This is a genomic window from Spongisporangium articulatum (assembly GCF_044465595.1).
GTDB lineage: Bacteria > Actinomycetota > Actinomycetes > Actinomycetales > Kineosporiaceae > Spongisporangium > Spongisporangium articulatum.
Map to the genome: position 1 here is coordinate 306,045 of NZ_JBITLV010000007.1, position 14,930 is coordinate 320,974.

Annotated in this window: 13 protein-coding genes; 9 read left to right on the top strand and 4 right to left on the bottom strand. The window is 71.8% G+C overall.

What is annotated here, in order from left to right; all coding sequences use genetic code 11:
* Positions 1-71: 71 nt before the first annotated feature.
* The 4 genes from ACIB24_RS20555 to ACIB24_RS20570 all read right to left on the bottom strand — a co-directional run bounded on the left by ACIB24_RS20555 (position 72) and on the right by ACIB24_RS20570 (position 2,568).
* The gene (locus ACIB24_RS20555; protein ID WP_398284051.1) at positions 72-446 is read right to left on the bottom strand and encodes a hypothetical protein; all 375 of its coding nucleotides are present in this window, start codon (positions 444-446) and stop codon (positions 72-74) included.
* A complete protein-coding gene (locus ACIB24_RS20560) occupies positions 443-1,642 on the bottom strand; it encodes an ArsA family ATPase (RefSeq protein ID WP_398284052.1) in 1,200 nt (399 codons plus the stop codon). Before ACIB24_RS20560 ends, ACIB24_RS20555 begins: the two co-directional genes overlap by 4 nt.
* A 16-nt stretch (positions 1,643-1,658) precedes the next feature.
* The gene (locus ACIB24_RS20565) at positions 1,659-2,105 is read right to left on the bottom strand and encodes an SRPBCC family protein (RefSeq protein ID WP_398284053.1); all 447 of its coding nucleotides are present in this window, start codon (positions 2,103-2,105) and stop codon (positions 1,659-1,661) included.
* Between the two features lie 67 nt (positions 2,106-2,172).
* Complete coding sequence (locus ACIB24_RS20570; RefSeq protein ID WP_398284054.1) at positions 2,173-2,568, bottom strand: polyketide cyclase / dehydrase and lipid transport; 396 nt, start codon at positions 2,566-2,568, stop codon at positions 2,173-2,175.
* Between the two features lie 67 nt (positions 2,569-2,635).
* On the opposite strand from ACIB24_RS20570, the gene ACIB24_RS20575 reads away from it, so the two are divergent.
* From ACIB24_RS20575 to ACIB24_RS20615, 9 genes are all read left to right on the top strand, one after another.
* Positions 2,636-4,426, top strand: coding sequence for an AMP-dependent synthetase/ligase (locus ACIB24_RS20575; protein ID WP_398284055.1), 1,791 nt, complete (start codon positions 2,636-2,638; stop codon positions 4,424-4,426).
* Between the two features lie 13 nt (positions 4,427-4,439).
* Positions 4,440-5,174 (top strand): ABC transporter ATP-binding protein, encoded by a 735-nt coding sequence (locus tag ACIB24_RS20580; protein ID WP_398284056.1) that lies wholly within the window; start codon positions 4,440-4,442, stop codon positions 5,172-5,174.
* Positions 5,171-6,673: a hypothetical protein gene (locus ACIB24_RS20585; protein ID WP_398284057.1), complete on the top strand. Its 1,503-nt coding sequence runs from the start codon at positions 5,171-5,173 to the stop codon at positions 6,671-6,673. The genes ACIB24_RS20580 and ACIB24_RS20585 overlap by 4 nt, the downstream gene beginning before the upstream one ends.
* Before the next feature lie 272 nt (positions 6,674-6,945).
* Positions 6,946-7,449 (top strand): TadE/TadG family type IV pilus assembly protein, encoded by a 504-nt coding sequence (locus tag ACIB24_RS20590; protein WP_398284058.1) that lies wholly within the window; start codon positions 6,946-6,948, stop codon positions 7,447-7,449.
* Positions 7,449-9,293, top strand: coding sequence for a pilus assembly protein TadG-related protein (locus ACIB24_RS20595; protein WP_398284059.1), 1,845 nt, complete (start codon positions 7,449-7,451; stop codon positions 9,291-9,293). The genes ACIB24_RS20590 and ACIB24_RS20595 overlap by 1 nt, the downstream gene beginning before the upstream one ends.
* Before the next feature lie 124 nt (positions 9,294-9,417).
* Positions 9,418-10,128, top strand: a complete 711-nt coding sequence (locus ACIB24_RS20600) for a hypothetical protein (protein ID WP_398284060.1) — start codon at positions 9,418-9,420, stop codon at positions 10,126-10,128.
* A gap of 10 nt (positions 10,129-10,138) precedes the next feature.
* Positions 10,139-11,419, top strand: a complete 1,281-nt coding sequence (locus ACIB24_RS20605) for a CpaE family protein (RefSeq protein WP_398284061.1) — start codon at positions 10,139-10,141, stop codon at positions 11,417-11,419.
* Positions 11,416-12,861, top strand: coding sequence for a CpaF family protein (locus ACIB24_RS20610; protein WP_398284062.1), 1,446 nt, complete (start codon positions 11,416-11,418; stop codon positions 12,859-12,861). Before ACIB24_RS20605 ends, ACIB24_RS20610 begins: the two co-directional genes overlap by 4 nt.
* A complete protein-coding gene (locus tag ACIB24_RS20615; protein WP_398284063.1) occupies positions 12,858-14,930 on the top strand; it encodes a type II secretion system F family protein in 2,073 nt (690 codons plus the stop codon). The genes ACIB24_RS20610 and ACIB24_RS20615 overlap by 4 nt, the downstream gene beginning before the upstream one ends.

The window sequence follows — 14,930 nt, forward strand, 5'->3', positions numbered from 1 at the left end:
CACCGACCGGGTTCACCTGGTGCGAGTCCCACTCGAGAATCGCGCACGCCGGCGGTGATCTTGAAGCGTGCTCAGTCGGTGATGTCGATGCGGACGGTGGTGGGCGGGTCGGGGACGGTGACCGGCTCAGGCTCCTCGCGCACGTCCACGTCGTGCTCGTGGGCCTCCTGCTCGCGCAGGGACGCCGCCAGCCCGGTCGCGATCTCGGCGATCCGTTCCAGCACCTCGGGACCCGAGCGCCGGGCGGCCCGCATCGCGCGGCACACCGGGCACCACGTGCACTCGGGCGAGTGCTCCGTACCGGCGGGGTCGTCGAGGTGCTCACCCGCAGCCTGACCGGCCTGACCCGCGAAAGACTCGACCAGGTCGAGGACCCGGCGGACGTCGTCCAGCCACGGCCCGGCGGACGCGCCGTACGCCTCGTGCGGATCCGGTTGCTCGCTCACACCGACCGCCAGTACCGGGGGTCGGGCACGAACCGGACGTCGAGCGTCCCGTCCCGCAGGCGGGCGCCGTCCACCTGGCACCGGCGCAGCGCGCCGGGCAGCGTGATCACCCGGACGCTGCCGCCCACCCCGACCACCAGCTCGTCCCCACGCCGGCCCAGATCGAGCTCGGAGCGTTCGGCCAACGGCATCGGCAGGCTGAGTGTGAAGCCCTCGTCGTCGCGGGCGACCTCGAACGGCTGCGTGCGCCTGACCGGTTCCAGCAGCCGGCGCGCGGCTCGTTCCCCCGGTTCGCCGTACAGCTGGGAAGCCATCTGCAGCAACGGTTCCGGACCGACCGGTTCGGCCGCGTCGTACCCGACCACGGCCACCGGGGTGGGGGCGAACGACTCGCGGGCCCGGGCCAGCACCTCGGCGTGCGCCCGCCCCCAGCGGGACCGCCACGGGTCGGAGGCGTCGGGTTCGAGGACCCGGTTCACCACGACCCCGTCGACCGGGAAGCCGTGCACGCCGAGCGCCGTCCAGGTGCGCCGGGTCTCGGCCAGGACGACGGTCTCGGGCGTCATCACCAGGCGCACCGACGTCGTGGGAGCCGTGAGCAGCTCGTGGATGCCCGCCAGCTGGGCGGCCAGCCGGTCGGCGGCCTCGGCCAGCCGGTCACCCGTGGGCAGGACCCCGGCCTTGCGGACGGCGCCGACCACCCGGGCGATGCGCCGTTCCATCGGCAGCAGCCGGGCCAGGAGTCGCTCGTAGACCTCGGCGACCGCCAGCAGGCGCAGGGTCTCGGCCGAGGGACCGCAGTCGACGACGATCAGGTCCCAGCCCTCGACGCTCGCCTGCCGGCGGACCTCCAGCAGGGTGAAGACGTCCTCCACACCGGGCAGTTCGGCCAGCTCACGAGCAGCGATCGGGTCGACGCCGACGTCGGCCAGCAGCTCGACCAGGTAGCGCTCGAGCCGCTCCCAGTCGCCGTCCGGGTGCGAGCGGGTGTCGACCTGCTGCGCGTGCAACCGCTCGCCGACCGCGCGGGGCGTGGGCCCCAGCGGCGTGGCGAGGGCGTCGCCCAGCGAATGGGCCGGGTCCGCCGACATCACCAGCGTGCGCAGGCCGCTCGCGGCGGCGTGGGCGGCCGTGGCCGCGGCGGTGCTGGTCTTGCCGACCCCACCCTTGCCCGTGAACAGCAGCAGCCGCGTCACGATCTGCTCAGTCTGCTCAACCCTCGACCCGCTTCTTCAGCTCGCTCAACGCGGTGTCGATGATCGTGCGCTCGGCCTTGCGCCGCAGCATGCCCAGCATCGGGATGCGCAGGTCGACCGACAGCTCGTAGCGCACGTTGGTGGCACCGCCCGGCGCGTCGCTCAGCTCGTAGGTGCCGTTCAGCGCGCGCAGCACCGTCGACTCCTCGAGCGTCCAGCTGAGCGCGCCGACGCCGGAATCGTCCACGCCCCAGTCGTAGTCGAGCACGTAGGTGTCGCGGATCGCGCCGGCGTCGAGGGCGAACCTGACCCGCTTGCCGCGGCCGTCGGGCAGCGCCTCGAGGATCTCGACCTGCTTCACGGCCCCGGTCCATTCCGGGTAGCTCTCGAAGTCGGCGATCACGTCGAGTACGGCCGCGGGGGCCGCCGCCACGACGATGCTCGACTCGGTACGGTCGGCCATCCGGGGCCTCTCTCGTCAGCTCAATGGGGTGGTCCTGCGTTCACCGGGAGGGTGAATCTGCGAAAGGTTACCCGGCCGGTAGGCGCGGCGGAGTGCCGACGGGACGGTCGGCGTCCACCTCGTCCTTGATCTTGAGCAGCCAGCGGGTCCAGGCGTGCTCGCGCGCCTCGGCGTCGGGGCGGACCCGGCCCCGCCGGCCCGGCGTGGCCCGCAACCGCAGGTACAGGTGGACGACGGTGCCGTCCTGCCACGGTTCGAGCCAGACCTCGGCGGTGCCGCGCGCGCCGCCCGCGACGGACCACTGGCAGCCCTTGGCGCCGCGGTCGCGCGTCACGGTGAACTCGAGGTCGGGCCAGCAGCCGCCCGCCCCGGCGACGATCCGGGGGGCGAGCAGCGCGGGCGGCAGGGCGATGAACGCCTCGTCACCGGCCGTCACCTCGACGTCTTCCACCACACGGGCCACGACGCCACGCTACTTCGTGATCAACGGTCGCTGTGCCCCGACTGTCTCCAGCGATTAGGCTCGCGGCGTGCGCGAGATCAAGGAAGCTCCGGTCACCCCGCTCGAGGCGGACGAGAACCTCACGGACGTCATCGTCGCGAACGCGGCGCAGGCGCCCGACCTACCGGTCCTGTCCCGGCCCGCGGCCGGCGGTGGCTGGGAGGACGTCACGGCGGCCGAGTTCCTCGCCGACGTCACCGCCACCGCCAAGGGCCTGGTCGCGTCCGGCGTGGAGCCGGGTGACCGCATCGGCCTGCTGTGCAAGACGCGCTACGAGTGGACGCTGTTCGACTTCGCGATCTGGTTCACCGGCGCCGTCACGGTGCCGATCTACGAGACGTCGTCGGCCGAGCAGGTCAAGTGGATCCTGTCCGACTCGGGCGCGGCGGGGCTGATCGTCGAGACCACCGAGCACGCGCAGACGGCCGGGTCGCTGAAGGCCGAGCTGGCCGACGTGAAGAACGTCTGGGTGATCGACGACGGCGCCGTCGGGCAGCTGCACGAGGCGGGCGCGGGCGTCGCGGACGACGAGATCGAGCGCCGGCGGCGCACTCTCAAGGTCGACTCGGTCGCCACCGTGATCTACACGTCCGGGACGACGGGCCGCCCCAAGGGCTGCGAGCTCACCCACGCGAACTTCCTCGGTCTGGCCCGCGGGGCGAGCGCGATCTTCGGCGAGCTGGTCACCGAGGGGAAGAGCACGCTGCTGTTCCTGCCGCTGGCCCACGTGTTCGCGCGGTTCATCCAGGTGCTGTGCCTGGTGACCCGGGCCCGGCTCAGCCACAGCCCGAGCGTCGCCCAACTGCTCGACGACCTACAGGCCACGAAGCCGACGTTCCTGTTGGCCGTGCCGCGCGTCTTCGAGAAGATCTACAACTCGGCCGAGGCCAAGGCCCGCGGTGAGGGCAAGGGCCGGATCTTCGGCATCGCGGCCGACACGGCCATCGAGTACTCCCGGGCGCTGGACGACGGTGGCCCGGGCCTCCTGCTGCGCGTGCGGCACGCGGTGTTCGACCGGCTGGTGTACTCGAAGCTGCGCGCCGCCACCGGGGGCGCGGTCGAGGGCGCGGTGTCGGGCGGGGCACCGCTCGGGCAGCGGCTCGGCCACTTCTTCCGGGGCATCGGCATCGACATCCTCGAGGGCTGGGGCCTGACCGAGACCACCGCGCCGGCGACCGTGAACACGCAGGCGCGCAACAAGATCGGGACGGTTGGTCGGCCGCTGCCGGGCGTGTCCATCCGGATCGGGGACGACGGCGAGCTGCTGGTCGGCGGCGTGGGCGTGCTGAAGGGCTACTGGAACAACGAGCAGGCGACCGCCGAGGCGATCACCGACGGTTGGTTCCACACCGGCGACCTCGGCGAGATCGACGACGACGGGTACGTGTCCATCACGGGCCGCAAGAAGGAGATCCTGGTGACGGCGGGCGGCAAGAACGTCTCGCCGGCCCAGCTGGAGGACCGGATGCGCGCGCACCCGCTCATCTCCCAGGCCATGGTGGTGGGCGACGGCAAGCCGTTCATCGCCTGCCTGATCACGCTGGACGCGGAGATGCTGCCCGGCTGGCTGAAGAACCACGGCAAGGGTGACATGTCGGTCGAGGAGGCGGCGAAGGACGACGACGTGCGGGCCGAGCTGCAGAAGGCCGTCGACGACGCCAACACCACCGTCAGCAAGGCGGAATCGATCCGCAAGTTCACGGTGCTGAGCGACGACTGGACCGAGGCCTCGGGCCACCTGACGCCGAAGATGAGCATCAAGCGGGCGGTCGTGATGAAGGACTACGCCGAGGACGTCGAGGCGCTCTACGCCAAGTGAGGCGCACGAACTGATGCAGCCCGCGGTCGAGGTGCGGGACCTGCGGGTCCGGTACGGAGCGGTGGACGCCGTGGCGGGGCTCGACCTGTCGTTGGCCGACGGGGAGACGCTCGCGCTGGTCGGGCGCAACGGGGCCGGGAAGTCCACCACGCTGCGGGTTCTCGCGGGGGTGGCCCCGGCGGACGGCGGGTCGGTGCACGTGCTCGGGCTGGACCTGCGGGCCGACCCGGTGGCCGTGAAGCGGGTCGTCGGTTACTGCCCCGACGTGGGCGGGCTCGTGCCGCGGGCCACCCCGTGGGAGCACCTGCAGCTGGCCGCCCGCTTGCGCGGGCTGGACGACTGGCACGACCGGGCCACCGACCTGCTCGAGCGGTTCGACCTGCTGGCCGCCGCGCATCGGGTCACGGCCGGCTTCTCGCACGGTATGGGGCGCCGGCTCTCGGTGGTGCTCGCGGCGCTGCACTCCCCCGCGGTGCTGCTGCTCGACGAACCGTTCGACGGGGTCGACCCGCTGGGCGTCGAGGCGACGCTCACGCTGGTCCGGGAACTGCAGGACGCCGGGAGCGCGGTGATCGTCTCGACGCACCTCGTCGAGCTGGCCCTGCAGGTGTGTCAGGGCGCCGTGGTGCTGCGCGGTGGGCGCGCCGTCGCCTCGTCGGCCGGCCCGATCGGCTCGGAGGCGGCGGGTGACGTGCTCGACCTGCGCGGCGCGGAGGGCGCGGAGCGGTACCGGGAACTGTTGCGGTGAGCGCGGTCTCGCCGTCGGCGTGGGCTCAGACCGGGGCGCTGGTCCGGTTCCGGGCCGCGCGGGCCGGGCCCCGGGTGGCGGTCGGGCTCGGGGTGATCGTCGGGCTGCTCCTGGCGGCCGCCCCCGTGGGCACCCTGCTGCCGAGCGACGGGGTGGCGCAGGCCCGCCTGCTGCTGCCGACCGCCTGGCTCGGTTTCGGCGTCACGGTGCTGATCGCCGCGGCGACCGGCGGCAGCCGGATGCTCGTCCCCCGGGACGGGCTCGTCGCCGTCCCGGTCGAACCGGGCACCGAGCACCTCGTGGCGTTGCTGCTGGCCCCACTGAACCTGGCCTGGATCGTCGAGACGCTCGGCCTGCTGGCCCTGGCCGGCTGGGTCTACGGCGAGGGGCGCCTGACCGTGACGATGCTGCCCGGGTTGGCGCTCACCCTGCTGTGGGTGCTGGCCTGCACGGTCGTGGCCCAATGTGCGGGCTGGCTGGTCGAACTCGCGCGCACGACGCGTTCCGGGCCGTGGCTGCTGCGCGGCCTCGTGGTGGTGGCGATCGGCGGCGGCCTCACGCTCGCCGTCGCCGGCGCCTGGCCCGCCCTGCTCGACTCGTCGCCGCTGGTCGGGCTGGCCTTCGCGGGACTGTCCGGCACGGCGCCGCTGCGCTGGGCGGTGGTCGCGGGCGGGTTGCTGGTCGCCACGCTGCTCGGCCTGCTGGCCGGGCCGCCGCTGGTCCGCCGCGTGCAGCGCCGTCCGCCGCGCGACCTGGTCTCGGTCGAGTCGCGCACCTATCCGGCCCGCCCCGACCCCGCGTCGCTGCTGGCGGGGTCGTTGCGCATCGATCGGGCCGGGGTCTGGCGTTCGGCGCCGCTGCGCCGCGGGCTGGCCACGCTCGCCGTCGCCCCCGGGGCGGCCGCGGCCGCGGCGGGCCTGGACTGGCCGATGCTGGTGCTGATGCCCGGGCTGGTCGCCGCCGGCGCCGGCCTGTTGTTCGGGGTGAACGCGTTCAGCCTCGACGGCCGCGGCGCACTGTGGCGCGAGTCGTTGCCGGGCGGGGCCCGGGACTGGTTGCGGGCCCGCTTCCTGGTCATCGCCGAGATCTCGCTCGGCGCAGCACTTCTCGCTACCGTGCTGGGCGCCCTGCGGGCTCCGACGCCGCACCCGGCGGACGTGGTGGCCGTGGTCGCGGCGGCCGTGGCCACCACGGCCCAGGTGCTCGGCGCGTGCGCCCGGTGGTCGCTGCGCCATCCCTACGCCGCGCACCTGCGCGAACCGCGCGACCAGCCCGCCCCACCGCTGGCGATGGCCGGGTACTCGGCCCGGCTGGCGATCCGCACCACCGTGGTGGGGCTGCTGCTGTCGGCCTGCGCACGCGGCGACCTCGCCACGTACGCGGCGCTCATCGGCGTCGCGGTCACCTGCTGGTCGCTGCGGCCCGTCGCCCGGGCCCTCGAGGAGTGGCAGCGCGGCGACGTCCGCGCGCGGGTCGTCGCGACCGTCGCCGCCGGCTGAGCTGCCCCCGGGCATATCCGCGTCCGCAAAGGTCGCCATGAGCGTCCCCGGGACCACCGTGACGACCGATCCGGACGCGGATGTCCGTGTCGGCACCCACCAACCGGCCGTCCGGAGGAGGCGGGGCGTCCCCTGACCTGCGGCGGACCGTTCGGCGGAGGTCGTGATCGGCTCATGACCTGAAAGACGCCTCAGGAACTTGGCGCGCAGAACCGCCTCGATAGTGCAGACTGTCCGAGACCAAACGGGTGCGGAGAGTAAGGAGGCGGGTTTTGCGGTCAGATCCCCGCCGAGGTGACCGAGGGGCCACCGCGGTCGAGTTCGCCCTGATCTTCCCGCTGCTGGCGGGCTTCCTCTTCGCGATCGTCCAGTACGGCTACGGGCTGTACCAGTACCAGGCCTTCGTCTCGGCGATGGACGACGCGGCCCGCGCCACGGCGACCGGCATCAGCAACTGCGCGAAGCTGTCCGACCTCACGCTCAACATCGTCGAGGGCAACGGGCTGCCGGTCGACGCCGACCATCCGCTGAAGGTCACGGTCAACTGGCTGAACGACACCTCGGCCACGAAAACCACTACGGCGCAACGACTCGGCTATGCCGAGGTGGTGGGCACCTACGACAACCCGATGAACTTCAACGTGCCGCTGGTGCCGTTCCCGTCGTCGTTCACCAGCACCCAGCGGGTGATGGTCCAGCAGACCACGAGCAGCGTGACCAGCGCCGTGCCGACCCTGCTGAACTGCCCCGCGGTGACCGGGGTGACGTCTCCCTGATGCGCTCGCAGTTCCTGCACCGGACCCGTCGCGACGCCGGCGTCGTGACGGTCGTCTTCGCGCTGTGCGTGTCGACGTTCCTGATCGGCTTCGCCGCGCTGGCCGTCGACGCCGGCACGGCCTTCGCCCGGCGCGCGCAGCTGCAGTCCGTGGCCGACCGGCTCGCCGTCGCCACCGCCGGCGGCCTGCCCGGGACCGACGCCGCCCTGGCCGACTTCGGCACCGCCTACCGGCAGATGTGCTCCCAGGAGCAGGCCGACGGCAACGAGCTGTGGGACGACTGCGACGGCTCGCTGGACTGGGCCACCGACCGGAACCGTGCGAACGGCGAGGTCGAGTTCCTCAACGACACCAACGGCGGGCTGACCTTCCTGCTGAACCGGCTCGTGCAGAACCGGCCCACGCAGGCCACCGAGGTCCGGGTCACGCTGCCCCCCTCCCGCGTCGAGTACGCGTTCGGCGGGATGTACGGCGTCGGCTCGGCGCTGGTCAGCAAGTCGGCGACCGCACGCATCGGGACGCCGATGGGGGCGGGCATCCTGCCGTTCACGGCGACCAGCACCGATGTGGCCAACGGTCAGCTGTGCATCGTCGACCCCGACGTGTCCGAGGTGGTCGCGCCGAACTGGCCAGTCCCGGCCCCCACCGACAACGCCCCGGGCCTACGGGTGATCGACCCGGCGACCGCGAAGGTCGCCTTCACCGGCGACGGCGGCCAGACCCGAGTCACCCTGCGCCTGTCGTTCAACTCCAATTTCACGTGGAAGGCCCAACAGTTCAAGGTCTTCTACAACACGTCCCCGACGCAGGCCTCGTACCTCACCCCCACTATGAGGGAGCTTCCCCTGGTCGACGGCTGGGTCAGTTACGACCTCACGTTCGACGTCCCGGAACAGCAGCCGGGCAGCACCGTCTCGTTCTGGGTGACCGGCCAGCGCTACAGCTGGTTCTACGACAGCTGGCAGAAGTTCACGTCCTACCCCACGACGATCGACTTCACCGGCCGCCCCGAGGGTGAGATCGACCCGTGCAGCCTGCCCCAGGCATCGGGCCGGGGTTATGTGAAGCTGGCCCGTACGGGCGGGGACGCGGGGCTCGACCCGTTGCAGCTGCTGGAGAAGAACGTCCGGACCGGGCCTCAGGTGCAGCTCTACACCGAGAACGCGTTGCTGGACCTGCTCGGCTCGTTGCCCGTGGTCAGCGACCTGTGCGTGGGCCAGCTGTTCCAGCCGGCGAGCATCTGCCTCAGCGGCGGGGCGACCAGCGGGTTCAGCAGCCAGTTGAAGGACGGACTGCTGTCGGGGGCGGACGGCAGCAACGGCCGACTGGTCGGCGACTGCGGCTACGGGACGACGAGCGCGGGCGGTACCGGAGGGGTCGATGCGAGCCGGTTGCTGAGCGCCGACAGCCCGCTCGTGGACCCGCATTTCGGCACCGGCGCCCAACTGCGCGCGAAGATCGTCTCGGGTATCCCGCTGGGCGCAGACGAGGACGTGCACGGCTGGGTCACCGGCAAGGCGCTCAGCTGCCCACGGATGGCCGTTCTCCCGGTGGTGGGCAATACGGCCCCCACCGACCCGCTGGCGGTCATCGGCGCCAAGAAGATCACCGGCTTCGTCTATGTGTGGATCGACGGGCCGGTCGGCCGCGGGCTCGGCTTCAACGGCGACCAGCTCCGTTCGGTCAGCGCCTATGTGATCGACCCCCGGTACCTGCCGGTGGACGTCGCCGGATCGGGCACGGTCGGGCCCTACCTCGGTGACTCCATGCCCAAGGAGGTCACGCTCGTCTGCACCCTCGACGTGCCCACGGGCGGCGACACCTCGGCCGGATGTAAGCAATGAAAGAGGGGGCTTGGGGCGAGGGGCACGTATGGGCCAGAATGCCACCTCTACGTGAACGCTCCGCAGCACTGAGTCACATGATTGACCCGAACGACGAGGCGCCACCCCAACCGGAAGGACGGCCGTGAAGCGACGTGCCCTGCTGCTGACGTTGTCACTGCTGGTCGCTCTCCTCGGCACCGTCCTCGTCGGCCTCTACGTGAAGGGCGCCGACGACCGGGCCCAGGAGGGCCAGGAGATGGTCCGCGTCCTGGTGGCCACCCGGCTCATCCCCAAGGGGACCACCGCCACGGCCGCGGCCCCGGACATGGTGTTGACCGACGTCCCGAAGTCGAGCCTGACCTACCTGAAGCCGTTCACCGTGAACAACGCCGGTGCGCTGCAGAAGATGGGCGGGAGCACCACGCTGATCGACATCCGCGAGGGCGCCCCCATCTCCGAGACGTACTTCAGCGCCCCGCAGTCGGGCGGGGCGACCGGGGCGAGCGCGGCGACCGACGACGTCACCTTCGTCTTCCCGCTCGACCCCGCCCCCCGCGCGACCGGGGTGATCGGAGCCGGGGACAGCGTGACGATCCTGGTCACCCACGGCGACAAGACCGGCATCTTCATCAAGAAGGCCCTGGTCTACGCGGTCAACGGCACCCCGGCCGGGGACAACGACGCCACCGGCGCCGCCAACTCGATCGCCGTCACCGTGTCCCTCCTCGACGCCGAACGGGTCATCAACGCGCAGGCGCGCCAGTGGAAGCTGTACATCGTCAAGCCGGCCAACCCCGACTCGGTCCGCGAACTCGGACCGGTCACCAACTCCAACGTGCTGGACAACCCATGACGGGGCTGACATGACAGGGATGCCTTTGTTCTGCGACCCCGACCTCACCGTGGCCGACACCCTCCGGGTCAGCACGGGCGGGGTCGGCGTCGTGTTCGCCGACCTCGGGTCGCTGCGCGACCACCTGCTCGAGGTGCCGGACGACGACACGCTCGTGCTCGGTCCGGGGGTCCTGGACGACGAGGCCTTCGCGGTCGCCGACTACATGCGCGTGCACCGGCCGAGCCTCGGCGTCGTCCTGGTCCGCCGCGAGGTGACGACGCCGCTGCTGCAGGAGGCGCTGCGCTCCGGCGTCCGGGAGGTCGTGCACGAGCGCGACGCGCTCGGCCTGGGCACCGCCGTCCAGCGCAGCGCGCACCTGGCCGCGGCCATGCGCAACCAGCCCGGCGCCCTGAACGGGGCCGCCGTCCACCCGCAGGCCGGTTCGCCCCTCTCCCCGCCGCAGGGCGTCCCGGGCCGCAAGGCGACCGTGGTCACCGTGTTCGCAGCCAAGGGCGGCTGCGGCAAGACCACGCTGGCCACCAACCTGGCCGTCGCGCTGGCCGACCGGGGCCGGGCCCGGGTCTGCATCGTCGACCTCGACCTCGCCTTCGGCGACGTGGCGATCACCATGCACCTGGTGCCCAGCAACACGATCGCCGACGCCGTACCGCTCAACGGGAAGCTCGACCCGACCGCCGTCGAGGCGCTCCTGACCCACCACTCGTCGGGCCTCAGCGCGGTGGTCGCCCCGACCGAACCGTCCGCGGCCGAGCAGATCTCCCCCGGGCTGATCTCGCACCTGCTCGAGGTGCTGCGCGCCGAGTTCGACTACGTCGTCATCGACACCCCACCGTCCTTCGACGACCAGATCCTGGCCGCCCTCGACGTCTCGGACGTGATCGCGCTCGTCGTCACCCCCGACGTCCCGGCCCTGAAGAATCTGAAGATCGCCATCGAGACGCTGACCGAGCTGGGCTACCCCGCCGACCGGCTGCGGCTGGTGCTGAACCGCGCCGACGCCAAGGTGGGCATCACCCACGCCGAGGTGGAACGCACCGCCCGGATGCCCTGCTCGGCCCAGATCCCGAGCTCGCGGGACGTGCCGGCCTCGATCAACCGGGGGGTGCCGATCGTTCTGGACGACCCGAGACACGGTGTGTCCCAGGCGATCCGGCAGTTCGCCTCGTCCCAGCTGCCCCAACTGGCCAGCTCGCTGGACCGGTACACGCAGGTCAACGGGCACACCGGGCACGACGCGGGAACGCAACGGCGGGGACTGATGAAGAAGCGGAGGCCGAGAACTTCATGAGCCTTGCCGACCGGCTCGCCCAGGCGCGTGAGGACCGGGCGGAGCAGGAGCAGCACAGCCGGCTGTCCAGCACCGCCCGTGCGCAGGCCCCGATGTCCCACCGTCGCCGGACCACCCCGGTCGACCCGTTCGCGGACCTCAAGCGCACCGTGCACCAGACCCTGCTCGACAGCCTCGGCCCCAAGCTCTACGACTCGCGGCTGCCGCAGTCGGAGCTGGAGCAGCGCGTGCGCCAGTCGCTGCACGAGGTGCTCGCCGGCGGCGACATGCCGCTCACCGCCGCGGACCGCTCGCGGATCGCCGGGGAGATCGCCGACGACATCCTGGGCTACGGGCCGATCGAGCCCTACCTGCGCGACCCCGACATCACCGAGATCATGGTGAACGGCCCCGACCAGCTCTACGTCGAGCGCAGCGGCCGGATCCACCCCGTCGACGGGCACTTCGCCGACGAGGCGCACCTGCGCCGGACCATCGACAAGATCGTCGGCCGGGTCGGGCGCCGGGTCGACGAGGCCAGCCCGATGGTCGACGCACGGCTGCCCGACGGCAGCCGGGTGAACGCGATCATCCCGCCGCTGGCCGTCGACGGTTCGACGATGACGATCCGGAAGTTCTCGGCCGACCCGTTCGAGGTCGAGGACCTGATCCAGTTCGGCACCCTGACCCGCGGCGTCGCCGAGGTGCTCGACGCCTGCGTGCGCGGCCGGCTCAACGTCCTGGTCGGCGGGGGTACCGGGGCCGGGAAGACGACCACCCTCAACGTGCTGTCCAGCTTCATCCCCGGCGACGAGCGGGTCGTCACCATCGAGGACGCCGCCGAGCTGCAACTGCACCAGGAGCACGTGATCCGGCTCGAGTCCCGCCCGCCCAACATCGAGGGCCGCGGTGAGGTGACCATCCGGGACCTCGTGCGCAACTCGCTGCGCATGCGCCCCGACCGGATCGTCGTCGGTGAGATCCGCGACGCCGCCGCGCTCGACATGCTGCAGGCGATGAACACCGGCCACGACGGCTCGATCTGCACCGTGCACGCCAACTCCCCGCGCGACGTGCTGTCCCGGGTCGAGACGATGGTCCTGATGGCCGGCGTCGACCTGCCGATCTCCGCGATCCGGCAACAGGTGGCCAGCGCCCTGGACCTCATCGTGCAGCAGTCGCGGTTCAAGGACGGCACCCGGCGGATCACCGCGATCACCGAGGTCGTCGGCATCGAGAGCGACATCATCACCACCCAGGACATCTTCGTGTTCGACCACAAGGCCGGCATGGACGAGCACGGCCACCCGGTCGGCGGACTGCGCCCCACCGGCCTGCGACCGCGCTTCATGGACAAGCTGGCCAACAACGGGATCCGCGTCGACCCCAGGCTTTTCGCGCCGGACCGGTTCGGGCCCGACAGCCTGACGGGCGGGCCCACGAGCGGGAGGTACGCGCGGTGAGCGGGCGCCGGGGTTGGGCCGCGCTGGCCGCGGTCCTGATCGTCGGCGGGACGGCGGGCGCGGCCTCGGGCGCCTCGACCGCACCGACCAGCCCGTCCCCGAGCGCTTCGAGCGGGACGACGTCCGCGCCGGCCGGGCAGTTCGGCAAGGTCGTACCGGTGGGCACGTCCCTGAAGATCGGCTTCAGCGCCGTCTCGGTCGACCCTTTGGACCTCGACACCGCGAGCGTCCGTCTCAAAGCCGAGAAGGCCGGCACCTCGGTCGAGCGCAAACCCACGGCGACGGCGAGCGGGGGCGGGCTGACCGTCGTCCTGGCCCTGGACACCTCGTTGTCGATGAAGGAGGGTCTGACCGGCGGCGGCGGCACCCGGTTCCAGGCCGCCCAGGCCGCCGCCCGGAACTTCCTCGGCAATCTCCCCGACACCGTGAAGGTCGGGCTGGTCACCTTCGGCTACCCCGCCAAGGCCGTGGTGCGCCCGACCACCAACCACCAGGTCGTCCGCAAGAAGATCGATTCGCTCAACCCCAAGGGCGACACCGCACTGTTCGGAGCCGTTTCGGTGGCGTCGAAGCTGGTGCCGCGACAGGACCAGGGCATGGTCGTCATGGTCACCGACGGCGACAACAGCCTCGGTGACCGGCAACTGACCCCGACCGAGGTCCAGCAGGAGAACAAACAGCGCAAGCAGGCGACCAAGATCATCGCAGGAGGTCTCTTCTTCCGAGGACTGATCATCGGCTCGGAGACGGCGACGGACCTGCGGGACATCGCACCGGGCAAGGTTCTGGACGACGGCAACGACGTCAGCGACTCGCTCGCCACGCTCTTCGCCCAGGCGACGCAGGTCCTGGACCGCTCGACTGTGCTGACGGTCGACGGCCTCGACGATGCCTACCTCCAGGGTCTGGTCACGATCACGGTGACTGTGAGGACGACGGGCGGGGACGACGTCACCACCTCGACCTCGCTCACTCTCGTCAAGCCCGCCCCGGCCACCACCTCGAACATCAGCGGCGCGCTCCCCGTGGTCGTCGAAACCGGTTCCCCCATCGGCACTCCGGTGCTCCTCGGCGCCCTGGGAGCGCTGTTCGTGGCGCTCAGCGTGATCCTGGCCAGCGTCACCGGCGTCTTCTCGGGCGGCGACGCCAAGGCCGCGGCGATGGCCGAGCGGCTGTCGTTCTACACGGTGCGGGGCGCCCGGCCCGTGCGGATCGGGCCGGGCCGTGAGGGCCGGGACAACCAGTCCGGCGGGCGGTTGAGCGACAACAAGCTGACCCGCGGGGCGGTCGCGGCGATCGACAGGCTCGCCCGACAACGACAGCTCGACCACGCGCTCGACGCCCGGCTGGAGGCGGCCGGCCTGCCGATCCGCACGGCCGAGTGGATGCTGCTGCACGTCGGCGCGGCGGTCGGGTTCGGCCTGCTGCTGCTGATCGCGGCCCGTGGCATGTGGTTGGGCGCCGTGCTGGGCCTGCTGATCGGGTTCGGCGGACCGTGGCTGTTCCTGTCCCTGTTGACCGCGCGCCGCGCCTCGAAGTTCCTGGGCCAGCTGCCGGACACCCTGCAGCTGCTGGCCGGCAGCCTGGCCGCCGGGTACTCGCTGCCGCAGGCCATGGACGCCGTCCTGCGCGAGGCCCAGGCGCCGATCAGTACCGAGTTCAACCGGGCCCTGGTCGAGACCCGGCTCGGCATGCCGCCCGAGGACGCCCTGGAGGGCATCGCGACCCGGACCGGCAGCCGGGACTTCTCGTGGATCGTGATGGCGATCCGGATCCAGCGCGAGGTCGGCGGCAACCTGGCCGAACTGCTCTCGACGGTCGCGCAGACGCTGCGGGAACGGGAGCGGTTGCGTCGCCAGGTGGTCGCGCTGTCGGCGGAGGGCCGGCTGTCGGGGTTCATCCTCGGCGCCCTGCCGATCGTCTTCGCCCTGTTCCTGATCTTCTTCAAGCCCGACTACATCGCGCCGCTGCTGAGCACCCTGCTCGGCTGGATCATGCTCGGGGTCGGGACGCTGCTGCTGATCGTCGGCGGGATCTGGATGAGCCGGGTCGTGAAGGTGGAGGTCTGA